We start from the raw sequence: 14,415 nt of genomic DNA on the forward strand, positions 1-14,415 counted from the left end.
TAAGTAAATTTTTGATTTTAAGCATAAAGGACAAATTTATTGTCCACGTATAACCCATTGATAAGCGTTCTCTATTTGTTGCTTATCATTAGGATACAATTCTAAAAGTTCAGTATACTTTCCATTAACAGCTCCTTCTGGGGTTTGAACAGCATTTTTAACCTCAGGATCACTTATTGAATCTCTATATTCCTGCGCTTTTTGCCAAGCTTCTTTCATTTGTGAATAATAATAGTCTTCTGTGTTACCTATTGCATTAGAATACTGATCACTTTCTTGTGTAATGTTAGTATCAATTTTAGTTGAACTACTTGCTGACTCTAAGGTACTCTCCACGGAAGACACAGGAATAAGCGTACTTTCTCCCGTATTTGTTTCTCTACTATAAAAATTGAAAACAATAAAAATGATCGCTAATAGGACGATTAATACAATAGAAAGAAAAACGCAAATTATTGTTTCTTTTTTTCGTTGTTCTCTAGCTGAAAGATATGCTCCTCTCCATTTCGGATCCATTTTGCGTCTTTCTAAAAATTCGTACGTATGCCAACTATTGTTTTTCGACACGTAGTAAGTCCGTTGCCTCTTTGCCATTGTCCTTCACCTCTAAAACTTCTACATTGTTGCTACAAGTGTATCAAAAAAAGCCGGTCTTTACAGACTGACTTAAAAATTCCTTTTTATATGATTTTGATTTTTTATTAAAAAAGCCCTAACCCTGTTTAACAGGATTAAGACTTCAAGTTTCTTAAGCTTCTTGAGCGACTGGGTATACAGACACTTGTTTTTTGTCGCGACCTTTACGTTCGAAACGTACCACGCCGTCAACTTTAGCAAACAATGTGTCATCGCCACCGATACCTACGTTTACACCAGGAAAAATCTTAGTACCGCGTTGACGGTAAAGAATTGATCCACCAGTAACAGTTTGACCATCAGCACGTTTAGCGCCTAAACGTTTTGATTCTGAGTCACGTCCGTTAGATGTAGAACCGCCACCTTTTTTGTGGGCGAATAATTGTAAGTTCATATTCAATAACATGAGCTGCACCTCCTATGATTTAGATTCTGTTTGGACTTCAATGAAATCCAAATACTCAGTTTCGATTGATTGCAAGCCTAATAACAAATGCTCTAGCAAAATTTGCGAGATATTCATCTGCTCTTGAGTCATGGAATCATCCAGATTCAACGCCACATGAAGATAACCACCTTCATCATCGTTGGTCTCGATGTTCGGAATGACACCTGCTAGTGCATCCAAGCTGTTTACTGTACTGATAGCTAATGCGGAAACCGCTGAGCAAACGATATCGCTACCGTAAGGACCAGCTTCTGCATGACCAGTTAAAGTAAATTCGCTGATTTGACCTGCTTGATTTCGAGTGAATGTACCTTTGATCAACTTAGGCACCTTCTTTTTTATGCTTTGATTGAGTCAATGACAACTTTAGTGTAAGGTTGACGATGACCTTGTTTACGGTGTGAATGTTTTTTAGGTTTGTATTTGAAAGTAACGACTTTCTTTTGTTTGCCGTGTTTTTCAACAGTTCCTTCAACAGTTGCACCTTCAACGATAGGAGCTCCTACTTTTGTAGATTCGCCGCCTACTAAAACAACTTGGTCGAAGACAACTTTTTCGCCAGCTTCAACGTCTAATTTTTCAATGTAGACTGCTTGACCTTCTTCAACTTTGATTTGTTTACCGCCAGTTTTGATGATTGCGTACATGCTTGTGGCACCTCCTTATATAATATACTTAGACTCGCCATCCCAAGTGACCGAAGTACTTACTAACTTGTTCTGTGCGGTTGTAGCTGTGGGTTCCACAATTACAACATTCATAGTTTACTAAAAAAGATAGGTCAAGTCAATGATTAATTATTGACGTGCGTCCTGCTTTTTTCTACTATTATAAAGATGACAGCCAAAGCAGAAGGTTCCATCTAAGTAAAGCGAGGTGGCAAGAATGGAGTATCCAAAAGAATTGGTGGCGTTAGTAGCTGAACGTTCGAAGGATTTTCAGCTCGAAGGCTTTATTGCAGGTCAAGGTCCGACGCATCCAAAGCTGATGCTGGTGGGAGAAGCGCCTGGACGAAAGGAAGTCGTCAATCATATTCCCTTCTCAGGTGCAGCCGGGAAAGAACTGATTCAGGCGATGGCTTCGATCGGACTCACTCGAGAAAATACTTATATTACTAGTGCTGTCAGAAGCCGCCCCTATAAAAAAGTCGAACGCATAAATAAACGAACCAAAGAAAACGAAACCGTGTATCCTAATCGTACACCCAATAAAAAAGAAATATTGGCTCACGCACCAATTTTAGATTACGAATTGGTGTCTGTTCAACCAACAATTATTGCGACTTTAGGGAATATCGGTTTGCAGCGACTGCTTGGACCCAAGTGGCAGATCAGTGAAAGCCATGGCAAAATCTATCATGGTACGGTCTTAGAGCTTAACAATGGACTAAATCAGTATCAACCCTCAAAAGAAGAATACACCGTCGTCCCTCTTTTTCATCCAGCAGCGATTTTTTATAATCGCTCACTCAGTGAAAAAATCAAGGACGATTGGCTAACATTAGGAAAATTACTAGAGAAAGAGGAAATATAATGCGCAATGAAATGATGTACCGCCCAATTATTAACGAAGACATCCTGCACTACTTACGCACCGAACAAAAACAATTAACAGGAGCATTAGGAGAATTGGAGGAGCTGGCTCATGAAAATGGCGTGCCGGTGATCCCTCATGAAACAGTGGTCTTCCTTCAATTTCTATTGAAGCAAAAACAGCCAAAAAATGTTTTGGAGATTGGTACGGCGATTGGCTTTTCAGCCAGCTTAATGGCGGAAACTCTTGGAAAAGATGCCAAGATTACTACAATCGATCGTTTTCCAGTCATGATCGAAAAGGCCAAAGCCAATTTTACTAAATTGGGATTAGAAGATAAGGTAACCTTGTTAGAGGGAGATGCCGCGGATTTGCTTAGCACGCTTGAGGGACCTTATGACTTCATCTTCATGGATAGTGCAAAATCAAAATACATCACCTTCTTGCCTGATTGTTTACGCCTGTTATCTGATGATGGCGTGTTGATGGTAGATGATATTTTCCAAGCAGGAACGGTCCTACAGCCGATCGAAGAAATCCCTCGAAAAAACCGTTCGATTCATCGGCACCTAAATGAGTTCTTAGAGGAAGTCACAAAATCTCCCGAGCTTACCTCTACTCTATTGCCTTTAGGCGATGGTGTCGCATTGATTTCAAAAAATAAATAATTAATGGCGGAAATTTGAAACTTTTTTGAATTTCCGCCTTTTTACTTGTACCTGAAAAAAATTGGCGTAGACTAAGGAACTGAAATGGAGGAGTTTCCTGTGAAGAACAAAAAAGTAGGAGGCATCATATCAATCATCTTGGTGTGTATCCTCGGAATCATCCTATTAGAAACAAAAGACCATGTCCACGCATCCAAAAGTCCAACAGATCCCTTGCCGATTCCGGCACCTGTCATCATGGTACCAGGTACGAATGGCGATGTGGATCGTTTCGATCCTTTAGTTGATTCATTAAAGCAAACAGAAAAAAATGTGGATGAAATAAAAATCACCGTGAACAAAGACGATTCCATCACTTCCTCTGGTCATTTTACAAAGGACACGAAACGGCCAATCATTGCTGTCGCCTTTGAAGATGGCTCAGATCCCTCTCTGCCAAAACAATCACGCTGGTTTCAAAAAGCGCTAGAGTATGCGGAAAAATATTACACCTTCAACACGTACGATTACTTAGGCTATTCAAATGGCGGATTGATCCTAACTGGGTATTTAGAAAATGAACAAAAAAGCAATGATCCCTCTCTCTATCATTTAATTACCTTGGGTACTCCGTATAACGATACCTCTTGGGACTACAATGAAAATAGCACGACCTTTAAAAAGCCAAAAGCTGAGAGTGATCTATTAAAATACTATTTGAAAAATAAGAAGAATATACCTAAGAATATCACGGTCTATAACATCGCAGGGAATGTCGATAATCAAAACTCCGATATGACGGTTCCATTAACAAGTGTGCTTGCTGGACGTATGATCTACGGGGATAGTGAAAAATACAAAGAGATCATCGTGAACGAACAGGCGGACCATGGATCGCTGATTGAAAATCCAAAAACATTGAAGTTAATCAAAGATTATCTTTTTGAATCAGTAAAATAACGAATTAGCATTGACAAGCAAAGGTAGTTTTTCTATAATAGCTATTGTTGCAAAACTACTGTCACAGTAGCTCAGCTGGATAGAGCATCCGCCTTCTAAGCGGACGGTCGGGGGTTCGAATCCCTCCTGTGATGTATTTAATCATTTATAAACTGTTAGCTTAATATGCTAGCAGTTTTTTTATTGCAAAAATGAGCATTAAGAATTTCTGTTTTCCTTACTATTTGAATACTAAAAAATCTTCCCTACTTCAAAATAGGAAAGATTTAAAACTCATACTGTAAAACCAAATTAGACAATTCTTTTGTAGAAAGAAATAGCACATTACCGTGCACTCTTAGTTAAGTAGAAATATCCAGCTCCATAGATTCCCGCATCATTGCCTAATAGAGCTTTTCTTAAAGAGAAGTGATCCTTAATTGAAGGAAAAACATACATTTCCAACTTTTCCATTAACGGATCTAATAAATCGGCTCCTGCTTCGGATACCCCACCACCAATAATAATTTCTTCCACATCAATCGTGTTCATTATGCCTGCCAAAGCTTGAGCTAAAACAGTGGTAAAGTCATTTAAGACCTCTTTTGCAGCTATATTATTCTGAGCCGCCTTTTTAAAAATGATTGGCGGAGTAACTTCTGTCCAAGATTCACCTAACTGCTCCAGCTTTTTTCGCATAGAAAGCATAAGTCCATTGGCTGAGGCAAACGTTTCTAAGCAATTTCTGCCACCACAGCCGCACAATCTGTTCTCATCAGTTCTAATGGGAATATGACCGATTTCACCTCCAGCAGAATGACAGCCATTTAATACCTCGCCATTCAAGATGATGCCGCCTCCTACTCCTGTACCCAAAGTGACAAAAAGCAAATTTTCTCTACCGCGGGCAGCGCCTTTCCACATTTCACCTAAAGCAGCCGCATTCGCGTCATTTAATAAGCAAGCCTCCAGACCTATCTCACCTTCAATCATTTTCTTCAAAGGCAGCTGCTCCCAACCAAGATTGACGGCTTGAACAACGACTGCTCCATCTGAGGAAATCGCTCCCGGAACACCAATTCCGATACCTTCAACTGCTCTTAAAGTATTTTTGTCTATTGAACTAAGGATTGAAGAACCTATTTCAGCAGGAATGTATCTGCCTTTTTCTGAAATATTTGTTGGAATCGACCACTTTTTTTCAATTATCCCTTGCGTGTCCATTAATGCAAACTTGATAGCCGTCCCGCCAATATCTACACCGATTATCTTTTTATTTTGCTTTTCCAAGGAAACCTCCCCTAGACAAAATTCCGCAAATAATGGGCACTTTGTCTGACTGAACGCTTAACATCTTCATAATCAGATTCGTATGCACGATCTTCAACTTCGATACAGGTATATCCGTTGTAACCAATATCAGTCAACGCAGAGACATATTTTCCCCAGTCCACATCACCTAAGCCTGGCAATTTTGGTGACATATATTCCAGAGGTGTTGCCATTATGCCTACTTCCTTCAGTTTGTTTGGATACAGCTTGATATCCTTGTAATGGACATGGAATAGCTTTTCTTTAAATTCATAAAGGGGTTCTATATAATCTATGTGCTGCCAAACAAAATGAGAAGGATCGTAGTTAATCCCCAAGTTATCACTATCCAAAATTTCAAAGACTTTCCGCCAATTGCTAGGTGTCGTCATCAGATTTTGCCCACCAGGCCATTCATCCTCAGTAAAAAGCATTGGACAATTTTCAATCCCGATTTTGATTTCTTGTTCCTCTGCGTATTGAATAATCGGCGGCCAAACACTGGCAACCTCTTTTAGATTTTCAGATACACTTTTGCTCGGCATTCTTCCTAAGAAAGTGGTCACCAAATTTACACCTAATAGTTTGGCTGCATCAATGAGTGTATACAAATGATCAATAACTTCTTGCCGTTTTTCCAGGTTTTCATCTAATGGGTTGGGATAATAGGCCAATGCCGAAATTTCTACCTGCTTTTTCTCGCAATATGCCAAAATCTCTTGCGCTTTTTCTGCTGTTAAGTTCTTCGTATCAATATGAGAAACACCCGCATAGCGTCGTTCTGCTTTTCCTTTAGGCCAGCAAGCAACTTCTACACATTCTAAACCCGTCTCCGCTACGATATCAATCATTTCCTCAAAGCTGCTTTGATCAAAAATGGCACTTACAATTCCTAGCTTCATAAATAAAACTCCTTTCAACATGTTTCCTTATTAGAGGACCATTAACAGGATAAATGGTCCTCTTCCTTAAAATCGACTATTCCCCTACTTTAGTCCAAGCCTTTGTCTCAGAAGATTTCATAACTGCTTCTGTGACTAAATCCACTTTGTAGCCTTCCGCAAAACTAGTTGACGGTTGTTTTCCACTTACGACAGACTTGATGAATTCGTACGCTTCAATCGTTTTTAATTCTCCATAACCAATGTTCATTCCCGGAATGTTCCAGGTAACCTCTCCATAGAAGTGTGCCGGACCAGTATAAATTGTTTTGAAACCTTTTCGATCCTCTGGATCATCTGCAAACATAACTTGAAGCTCGTTTAAACGTTCATAGTTAAAGATCAACGAACCCTTTGTTCCGTGAACCTCAATAGAGATAAAGTTGTTTCGACCCCAAGCATTTCTGGTAGCTTCAATACTTCCGACTGCCCCGTTTTCAAAATTAACTAAGAATGATGCTTCATCGTCTACATCTACAGGTTCTTTCTTCACATCGCCGTTAAGTTTCACCGTACCTAATAAATCCACTCCGCCTTCTTGCACTGGGCGTTCATTGATATAGGTTTTCACTGTAGAAACGACCTCACTGATGTTCCCAGCTAAGTATTGAGAAATATCAATCACGTGAGTAGCAATATCGCCTAATGTTCCTGCTCCGGCGATGGCTTTTTGGAATCTCCAAGATAGAGGAGAATCTGGATCAGCAGACCAGCTTTGTAGATATTGTGCCCGTACATTTAGAATTTCGCCGATTGAACCTTCATCAATAAATTTCTTAGCCAAAACTAAAGCTGGAACACGACGGTATTGATAAGCACACATTGAGATAATACCTTTTTTCGCTGCTTTTTCTGCGGCTTCACTCATTGCTTTTGCATCCTGATGGGTACTGGCAATTGGTTTTTCACAATAGACATGCTTTCCAGCTTCTAGGGCGGCGATCGCAATTTCTGCGTGAGAGTCGTTTGGCGTACAGATGCTGACAACATCAATATCTGGATTATTCACAACCGCTTTCCAATCAGTGACTGCTTCTTCAAAACCAAAGCGATCCTTTGCCTCTTTAGCGATCTCTTCTTCAATATCACAAACTACCTTTAGTACGGGAACTGCTGGAGCCGGCCAAAAGAATTTTGGCATATTCGAATATGCTACTACGTGTGCCTTTCCCATAAATCCTGCTCCGATTAGTCCAACGTTAATTTTTTTGATCATTTCAATATCTCTCCCTTAAAATTTAATTATTTTTTTTACTTGATAAATTGCTAAGTGCAACTGCGAAAACAATAATCACACCTTGAACAATGGTTTGTTGAGAAGAACTCAATCCCGCCAAGATCAAAGCATTTTTGATAATCCCCATCAATAATGACCCGACTAATGCTCCTATAACCGAACCCGAGCCTCCGTTCATAGCGGCGCCACCAAGAACAACTGCTGCTATGACAGACATTTCATCACCATCACCAAAAGAGTATCTTCCTGACTGCATTCTTCCAGCGTATAAAATCCCAGCAAATGCGGCGAATGCGCCTGACATGATAAATACCTTTAACTTGATGAGATTTGTATTTATCCCACTATATTTTGCAGATAATTCATTACCGCCAGTGGCTAATGTATGTTTCCCAAATGGCGTTTTGTTAAATAGAAATACACCGACTACATAAAACAGGATCGTCCATAAAATTAGAACAGAAATACCACCAACGCTACCTATACCAAAGACACTATTAAATTGATTGTTCTTGATCGGAACTGCTGCGGTATTAGTAATCCACATAGCCGACCCACGAATAATCTGCATCATTCCCAATGTGGCAAGAAATGCTGGAATTTTAAGAATGGTAACTAAGAAACCATTCACCGCTCCACAAATGACACCAAATCCTAAGCCCGTTAGTAAGGCTAAAATAATCGAATTCGTACTTTGCAAAACCAAAGACACACACATGGCTGTCATGGCTGCAACCGCACCCACCGTCAAATCAATCTGACCAGCCGCCAATACAAAAGTTCCTGCAACGGCCATGATAGAGATCATTGACGTTTGTCTTAGAATATTGAACAGATTGTTGGAGCTTAAAAAACCCTTGTTTCCTAAAAAAATCGAAAAAGCCAGAAAAACAATAACAAATACGATGTAAACCATGTATTTATTCCACTCGATTGTTTTCAAATCGATTTTAGTATCGGATGTCTTTTTATCTAAATTAGCCTGCTTGGATTGCATGCTGTAGTTCCTCCTCACATGAAATTTCTTCGCGCTTAATGTCATTCACTATTTTTCCATCAAAAAGAACCAAGATGCGATCACATGCTGCCAATAGCTCTGCAAGCTCTGAAGAAACTAACAGGACACCGTTTCCCTTATCGGCATACTCGCGAATGATATTAATGATTTCCGTTTTAGCTCCTATATCAACTCCAGCCGTTGGTTCATCCAATAACATCACTTTAGGATTTGTGTTCAACCATTTTGAAATGACAACCTTTTGCTGATTTCCGCCTGACAATAGACTGATTTTTTTGTCTATGCTTGATGTTTTAATATTGAAGTCCGAAACGTTCTTTTTAGTTACTTCTTGTGATTCTTTTTCATCAATTACGAAATCAATAAATGACAATTTCTTTAAAATGGGTAAAATGTTGTTCTCTTTCACGGAGTGAGATAATACCAATCCCTGTTTTCTCCTATCTTCGGGTACCAGACCGAGACCGGATTTTATAGCATCTCGAGCATTTTTTATCGTACTCTTTTGACTATCAATATAGATTTCTCCAGCTTCAATTGGACTGATGCCAAATAGTCCTTCCAAAATCTCCGTTCGGCCGCTTCCCATCAATCCAGCAATACCAAGTATCTCCCCTTTCTTCACTTCAAAGGATATCTCGGAAATGGCGTGGTTAATGGTTAAGTTCTCTACCTTTAAAATCGACTCCTCCTGTGAATACTCACGTTTTTTCCATTCAAAAGTCGGTCCGTTTTCGCCAACAAAGAACGAAACAATATCCTCTAGGCATAAATTAGCGATTTCATCTGTTAAAACGTTAGTTCCATCCTTTAATATAGTGATACGATCCGCGATATTCATGATTTCATTCATTCGATGCGAGATGTACACCATTGTTACACCTTTATCTTTTAAGTCATTAATCAACTGAAAAAGCTGCTTTGACTCTCCGTCTGACAAAGAGGCTGTCGGTTCATCAAAAACCAGAATTTTAGCATCTTTAATAACCGCTTTCGCAATTTCCACCATCTGGCTTAGTCCAACACTCAAACTTTCGACTTTTGCTTTAGGATCAATATCTATTCCCAAATTAAGTAGGGCTGCTCGTGCTTTCCTGTTCATTTCCTTTTCATCAATCAATCCGTTTTTTTGCAGCTCACTCCCAAGAAAAATATTCTGTGCCACTGTCATCGATTGAACGAGAGACAATTCCTGAAAAATCATTTCAATCCCGTTTTTCGAGGCATCTTCGCGATTTTTAAAATCGACTAGCTGATCCTCGATCCGAATTTCTCCACCATCTTTCGAGTAAACGCCTGTCATTATTTTCATGAGTGTCGATTTACCTGCGCCATTACCACCAACCAATGCATGAACTTCTCCTCTTTTTAAGGTAAAATCCACATCCTTTAGAACTTTTGTTTCGCCAAACTTTTTTTCAATCTTGTTCATTTTTAAAATAGAATCAAGCATGCGTTCACCCTCTACTATCATTTGTCTAATTCTTCAGTGATAAAGCCTGGTGCTTTCTTGTGGTAAACCATTTCATAGCCAGAAACAATGGTATTTCTTTCCACCTTTGTTGCCGGTACAGCCACATAAGAAGGTGTCTCTTTTCCTAATAAAGCATAGGCTGCCATCGTTGCTTCCGCTACACCTTGATCGTAAGGTAATTGAGCGCCCACACCTAAAACTTTTCCTTGGGCAATTTCCTTGGCAATGTTATCACCTAAGTCAATTGAACTGACAAAGACATCTTCGCGCCCAGCAGAGGTAAGCGCTGATAAGACACCCTCGGCAGGAATATCCCAAATTGCGAAAATAGCTTCCAAGTCTGGATTTTGCGTCAACATAGCATCGGCGACTTCGGTAGATTGGTTGACATCTGAAAAACCAGTTTTTGCAATGACTTCAATATCTGGATATTTCTTCTTAATCGTTTTTTCAAATGCTTCTAACCGTTGATTCGTCACAAAATAGTCAACATCGTAGTGAATAATTCCAATTTTCCCTTTGCCCTTCAACTTGTCTCCGATCAGTTCTGCTGCGATAACGCCATTTCCGTAATTATCGGCTGAAACAGCTCCAACGTAATTTTCACCAGCAACAAAATTATCAGGCACGTTATCCATAAAGACTAACTTGATTCCACGATCACTTACTCGCTTGAAGGCATCAGATGTCGCTTTGGCATCTGTGGGTATACTAATCATCACATCTGGATTAAGAGCAGTTAAGGTTTCCAAGTCGGATACCTGTTGTTCAACAGAGAAATTTGCATCAGTTGTTCCTACAATATTGATCCCATATTTTTTGAAGGTATCTTCAAGTCCCTTTTGCTGAGCTGAGGACCAGTCATTTCCAGCATAATGAAACGAAATTGCCGCTGAATAATTGCCGGCTTTTAATTTTACGATTTCTTCATCGGTCAGCGTTAAAGAACTGGCGGGTGCGGCTTTTTCACCGTTTGGTCCTGTCGATTTTATGTCGTTTTCATCTAACACTATTTCGTCTTTTCCATCTGTTTTTTCTAACGCATCCTTATTAGCTGCAGAATCCGAACCGCATCCAGTTGCAAAAAGTAAAATTAATGAAAAAGCGATCATCTTTTTAATAAACTTCATAACTATCCTCCTATACTTCAAAAAATTGTTCTAAAAACTTGTAAGAAGCTTCGCAAGCGTAGCTAGAATCCCCTGAGTAACCATCAATTTCTACTAACCAATCTCCCGAGAAACCATCCTCTTTTAAGTAGCGAATAATTTCTTCCAATGGGATGTCCCCTTCGCCCAGTGGAACAAATTCCGATCCCTTCAAATCCTTTAAATGAACATATTTGATTCGCTGGCGATATTTTTTGATTAACTCTAACGCATCGCCACCGCCAGCCACAAGATGAGCAATGTCTGGACAAAAACAAATAGTCGTTAATGAAAACAGCTGATCAATTTGTTCAGGCGTCTCAACTGCTGATCCTAGATGAGGATGATAACTTGCTATGATGTCATTTTCCTCTGCAAATCGTGCGACTTGGTCAAGATTTTGAGCTAACAGCTGATAGTCTTTAGCCCCATTTCCCTTAGCACGGATCGCTCCGCCGCCAAGAACTAAGTGTTTTGCTCCAAATTTTTTCATATTTTCAATCGTTTTTTTAATACGGAAAAATTCATCTTCGAACGCATCAGTATAAATATAGTTTGCCCCGGTATAAATCCCTAAGATCTTCGTGTTTGTTTCAGCTAAATACGCTTTCAATTTTTCTGGCGAATCATCAAATTTTTCCAAATTCCCATCAAACAATTCGATGTAGCGATACCCAACTTCAGAGATTTTCTTCATCACTTCAGCTTCATCGATTAAAGAAAGATATTTTGCCTCTCGAACATTGGTGACGCCTCCGCCTGTACCTACTAACCCGCCGAAACCATTTGTCATGTATCCAACTTCCAAAATCACCACTCCTTTTTTACGTAAATTTATTTGTGTTAGCGCTTTCCACAAACACACTCTACCATCACACTCACTGTTCGTCAACATTTTTTTCGATTTTACGTCATTTTTTAGCTAAATATCGTAAACTAGGCAGAAAAACATTGAAAAAAATTCTAATCCGTTGTATCTTTGAGATGCAAATATAAAATTTACGTAAAAAGGATGTGTTTTTATGGAACTAGGATTTTTGACAAGCTGTTTTGACGGGTCTTTGTTAGATAAGGTCCATTTGGCTAACCAACTCAACTATTCTCAATTAGAAGTTTCCTTAACGCCAAGTTCGATCCAGCGTTTGAGCTTTTTCGATACCCAACTTTTAAATTCCGAGCTCTTTGAAAATGAGGTTCGTATTTCATCTCTGGCCTATTATCAAAATATTTTGACCGAACAAAAACGCTTAAGACAGATGCATATTGACAATTTGTATGCGCTTATTGACTTTGCTTTTGAAAATGGCATTCCACAAATCAGTACTTTTATAGGTCGGGACGCCAGTAAATCAATCGCTGAAAACTTTACTTTGCTAGATTCACTTGTGCGTCCCATCGTGGACCATGCAGAACAGCTAAAGATTAAAATCGCGATTGAAAATTGTTCCATGCCTTCATGGGACAAAAATGGCTTTCCTGCAACCATTTCCTACAGTCCTGAGCTTTGGGACGAAATGTTTTCAAGAATACCAAATCAAAATTTCGGACTAAATTTTGATCCTTCTCATCTTATTTGGCAAAAAATCGATTATACGAAAGCACTCACTGATTACTACGATAGAATTTTCAACATTCATGTAAAGGAAGTTTTTGTTGAAACTGATAATCTCAGCAGATATGGAATTTTTGGAAAGCAGATAGAACGGGAGCATCCCTATGATTTTGGTTGGTATAGACCTGCCCCATTAGGATTAGGAAGCATTGACTGGAGAACGATTTTTGAAACGTTAAAAGAGAAGAACTATTCAAAGGATCTTACTTTAGAGTTCAAGAGTGAGAACAAAAGCGAAGCTGAACAAACACTTATTCACTCTAAAAAATATATTGAGGAATGTTTTAATAGAAAGGATGTTTTAACATGAAAAAAAGAGTTGGCTTAGTAGGCTTTGGCGGGATGGGCAAGCAGCATATCAAACGTATCAAGGAGAGCCAATACGTTGAGATCACTGGCATTTTTGATATTGATTCAGACAAGGATTACTCAACAATTTCATCAAAAATCAAAAAGTATGACTCATTGTCAGCTCTATTAGACGATTCCACCATTGAGATCGTTTTGATTGCAACACCAAATGATACACATAAGACGATCGCAGTACAGGCCCTGCAAGCTGGAAAGCATGTCATCTCAGAAAAACCTGTTACACTAAATACTTCAGAATTAAAAGAAATTTTAGCTGCTGCAGAAAAATATGGAAAAAATTTTACTGTTCATCAAAATAGACGCTGGGATGAAAATTTCTTAATCACAAAAAAATTACTCGAAGAAAAAAAGCTGGGTGAGCTGTTATATGTTGAAAATCGCGTACAAGGTTCTCGCGGGATTCCAAAAGATTGGCGCAGAAATAAAAATCAAGGCGGCGGTATGCTACTAGATTGGGGTGTTCACTTAATAGACCGAATACTATTTCTATTTCCAAATCAAAAAATAATCAGTCTACATGCTACTTTAACCTATTTTTTGAATCATGAAGTGGACGATGGGTTTAAAATAGAAATTGTTTTTGATTCATTGAAGAAAGCCTATTTAGAAGTTGGAACGACCAACTTCATCGAATTACCTGAATGGTATGTTGTTGGATCGATTGGAACAGCTGTCATTGAAGACTTTGAACTAAACGGAAAATTTGTAACCTTGACTGGAGAGTTAGCAAAAGAAGCCGTTCCTGTCGAAACTGGTGCCGGACTCACAAAAACCATGGCCCCGAGAAATGATGATTCTGTTGAAACGTTTCCTTTGCCTTATGTAGAAAGTAATGTCGTTGAGTTTTATGACAATTTTGCCCAAACAATTGACGGGAAAGCTGAACCTTTTATCAAAGATGAAGAACTAATACGACTAACGACAATTATCGATGCTTGTTTTGAAGCCTCTAGAAAAAATGAAGTCCTCCATTTTCCAAATGGTCTATAGTTAGAAAACGAATCTGGTAAAAGTAAAAAAGCACTTAGCCTTTAACAACAATGACTAAGTGTTTTCTGCCAAGGACAATTTCCAAAAGCTTTTTCTTAAAAACTGATTG

General features: G+C 39.0%; 16 protein-coding genes, 1 tRNA gene and 1 other annotated feature. Of the genes, 6 read left to right on the forward strand and 11 right to left on the reverse strand.

Annotated elements, in window-relative coordinates:
* Positions 1–36: 36 nt before the first annotated feature.
* The 4 genes from IGI50_RS11685 to rplU all read right to left on the reverse strand — a co-directional run bounded on the left by IGI50_RS11685 (position 37) and on the right by rplU (position 1,731).
* Positions 37–516: a hypothetical protein gene (locus tag IGI50_RS11685; protein WP_438777031.1), complete on the reverse strand. Its 480-nt coding sequence runs from the start codon at positions 514–516 to the stop codon at positions 37–39.
* A gap of 232 nt (positions 517–748) precedes the next feature.
* Positions 749–1,042, reverse strand: coding sequence for a 50S ribosomal protein L27 (gene rpmA, locus IGI50_RS11690; RefSeq protein ID WP_010745708.1), 294 nt, complete (start codon positions 1,040–1,042; stop codon positions 749–751).
* 12 nt (positions 1,043–1,054) lie between these two features.
* Positions 1,055–1,405 carry a ribosomal-processing cysteine protease Prp gene (locus IGI50_RS11695; RefSeq protein WP_010745707.1) on the reverse strand — a complete coding sequence of 117 codons (351 nt, stop codon included), beginning with the start codon at positions 1,403–1,405 and terminating at the stop codon, positions 1,055–1,057.
* Positions 1,406–1,422: 17 nt separating this feature from the next.
* Entirely contained in the window at positions 1,423–1,731 is a 309-nt protein-coding gene (rplU, locus tag IGI50_RS11700; RefSeq protein WP_010740661.1) for a 50S ribosomal protein L21, read from the reverse strand.
* A gap of 20 nt (positions 1,732–1,751) precedes the next feature.
* Positions 1,752–1,823, reverse strand: a sequence feature (ribosomal protein L21 leader region).
* A gap of 146 nt (positions 1,824–1,969) precedes the next feature.
* Here rplU and IGI50_RS11705 point away from each other — a divergent pair.
* The 4 genes from IGI50_RS11705 to IGI50_RS11720 all read left to right on the forward strand — a co-directional run bounded on the left by IGI50_RS11705 (position 1,970) and on the right by IGI50_RS11720 (position 4,358).
* Positions 1,970–2,617, forward strand: coding sequence for a uracil-DNA glycosylase (locus tag IGI50_RS11705; RefSeq protein WP_438777032.1), 648 nt, complete (start codon positions 1,970–1,972; stop codon positions 2,615–2,617).
* The gene (locus IGI50_RS11710; RefSeq protein WP_438777033.1) at positions 2,617–3,285 is read left to right on the forward strand and encodes an O-methyltransferase; all 669 of its coding nucleotides are present in this window, start codon (positions 2,617–2,619) and stop codon (positions 3,283–3,285) included. Before IGI50_RS11705 ends, IGI50_RS11710 begins: the two co-directional genes overlap by 1 nt.
* Positions 3,286–3,384: 99 nt before the next feature.
* Positions 3,385–4,224, forward strand: coding sequence for an alpha/beta hydrolase (locus IGI50_RS11715; protein ID WP_438777034.1), 840 nt, complete (start codon positions 3,385–3,387; stop codon positions 4,222–4,224).
* 60 nt (positions 4,225–4,284) lie between these two features.
* Positions 4,285–4,358: transfer RNA gene (locus IGI50_RS11720), tRNA-Arg, on the forward strand.
* A 190-nt stretch (positions 4,359–4,548) separates the two neighbouring features.
* Here IGI50_RS11720 and IGI50_RS11725 read toward each other — a convergent pair.
* From IGI50_RS11725 to IGI50_RS11755, 7 genes are all read right to left on the reverse strand, one after another.
* The gene (locus IGI50_RS11725; protein WP_438777035.1) at positions 4,549–5,493 is read right to left on the reverse strand and encodes an ROK family protein; all 945 of its coding nucleotides are present in this window, start codon (positions 5,491–5,493) and stop codon (positions 4,549–4,551) included.
* An 11-nt stretch (positions 5,494–5,504) separates the two neighbouring features.
* The gene (locus IGI50_RS11730; RefSeq protein ID WP_010745702.1) at positions 5,505–6,416 is read right to left on the reverse strand and encodes a sugar phosphate isomerase/epimerase family protein; all 912 of its coding nucleotides are present in this window, start codon (positions 6,414–6,416) and stop codon (positions 5,505–5,507) included.
* A gap of 76 nt (positions 6,417–6,492) precedes the next feature.
* Positions 6,493–7,671: a Gfo/Idh/MocA family protein gene (locus IGI50_RS11735; RefSeq protein WP_438777036.1), complete on the reverse strand. Its 1,179-nt coding sequence runs from the start codon at positions 7,669–7,671 to the stop codon at positions 6,493–6,495.
* Positions 7,672–7,693: 22 nt separating this feature from the next.
* Positions 7,694–8,689, reverse strand: coding sequence for an ABC transporter permease (locus IGI50_RS11740; RefSeq protein ID WP_010745700.1), 996 nt, complete (start codon positions 8,687–8,689; stop codon positions 7,694–7,696).
* Positions 8,670–10,163, reverse strand: a complete 1,494-nt coding sequence (locus IGI50_RS11745; protein ID WP_010745699.1) for a sugar ABC transporter ATP-binding protein — start codon at positions 10,161–10,163, stop codon at positions 8,670–8,672. Before IGI50_RS11745 ends, IGI50_RS11740 begins: the two co-directional genes overlap by 20 nt.
* A 17-nt stretch (positions 10,164–10,180) precedes the next feature.
* The gene (locus IGI50_RS11750) at positions 10,181–11,314 is read right to left on the reverse strand and encodes a substrate-binding domain-containing protein (protein WP_438777037.1); all 1,134 of its coding nucleotides are present in this window, start codon (positions 11,312–11,314) and stop codon (positions 10,181–10,183) included.
* Between the two features lie 10 nt (positions 11,315–11,324).
* Positions 11,325–12,140: a sugar phosphate isomerase/epimerase family protein gene (locus IGI50_RS11755; protein WP_438777038.1), complete on the reverse strand. Its 816-nt coding sequence runs from the start codon at positions 12,138–12,140 to the stop codon at positions 11,325–11,327.
* A 214-nt stretch (positions 12,141–12,354) separates the two neighbouring features.
* Between IGI50_RS11755 and IGI50_RS11760 the strand changes: the two genes are divergently transcribed.
* Together IGI50_RS11760 and IGI50_RS11765 are read left to right on the forward strand one after the other, a co-directional pair.
* Positions 12,355–13,254, forward strand: a complete 900-nt coding sequence (locus IGI50_RS11760; RefSeq protein WP_010745696.1) for a sugar phosphate isomerase/epimerase family protein — start codon at positions 12,355–12,357, stop codon at positions 13,252–13,254.
* Positions 13,251–14,306, forward strand: a complete 1,056-nt coding sequence (locus IGI50_RS11765; RefSeq protein ID WP_438777039.1) for a Gfo/Idh/MocA family protein — start codon at positions 13,251–13,253, stop codon at positions 14,304–14,306. The genes IGI50_RS11760 and IGI50_RS11765 overlap by 4 nt, the downstream gene beginning before the upstream one ends.
* Positions 14,307–14,415: the final 109 nt, after the last annotated feature.

This window comes from Enterococcus sp. DIV0170 (assembly GCF_051710765.1).
Taxonomy (GTDB): Bacteria; Bacillota; Bacilli; order Lactobacillales; family Enterococcaceae; genus Enterococcus_A; species Enterococcus_A raffinosus.

Coding starts and splice junctions, on each gene's coding strand:
- IGI50_RS11730 (WP_010745702.1), bottom strand. CDS start 6,416: ATGAAGCTAGGAATTGTAAGTGCCATTTTTGATCAAAGCAGCTTTGAG.
- IGI50_RS11760 (WP_010745696.1), top strand. CDS start 12,355: ATGGAACTAGGATTTTTGACAAGCTGTTTTGACGGGTCTTTGTTAGAT.
- IGI50_RS11765 (WP_438777039.1), top strand. CDS start 13,251: ATGAAAAAAAGAGTTGGCTTAGTAGGCTTTGGCGGGATGGGCAAGCAG.
- IGI50_RS11710 (WP_438777033.1), top strand. CDS start 2,617: ATGCGCAATGAAATGATGTACCGCCCAATTATTAACGAAGACATCCTG.
- IGI50_RS11705 (WP_438777032.1), top strand. CDS start 1,970: ATGGAGTATCCAAAAGAATTGGTGGCGTTAGTAGCTGAACGTTCGAAG.
- IGI50_RS11750 (WP_438777037.1), bottom strand. CDS start 11,314: ATGAAGTTTATTAAAAAGATGATCGCTTTTTCATTAATTTTACTTTTT.
- rplU (WP_010740661.1), bottom strand. CDS start 1,731: ATGTACGCAATCATCAAAACTGGCGGTAAACAAATCAAAGTTGAAGAA.
- rpmA (WP_010745708.1), bottom strand. CDS start 1,042: ATGTTATTGAATATGAACTTACAATTATTCGCCCACAAAAAAGGTGGC.
- IGI50_RS11735 (WP_438777036.1), bottom strand. CDS start 7,671: ATGATCAAAAAAATTAACGTTGGACTAATCGGAGCAGGATTTATGGGA.
- IGI50_RS11685 (WP_438777031.1), bottom strand. CDS start 516: ATGGATCCGAAATGGAGAGGAGCATATCTTTCAGCTAGAGAACAACGA.
- IGI50_RS11745 (WP_010745699.1), bottom strand. CDS start 10,163: ATGCTTGATTCTATTTTAAAAATGAACAAGATTGAAAAAAAGTTTGGC.
- IGI50_RS11740 (WP_010745700.1), bottom strand. CDS start 8,689: ATGCAATCCAAGCAGGCTAATTTAGATAAAAAGACATCCGATACTAAA.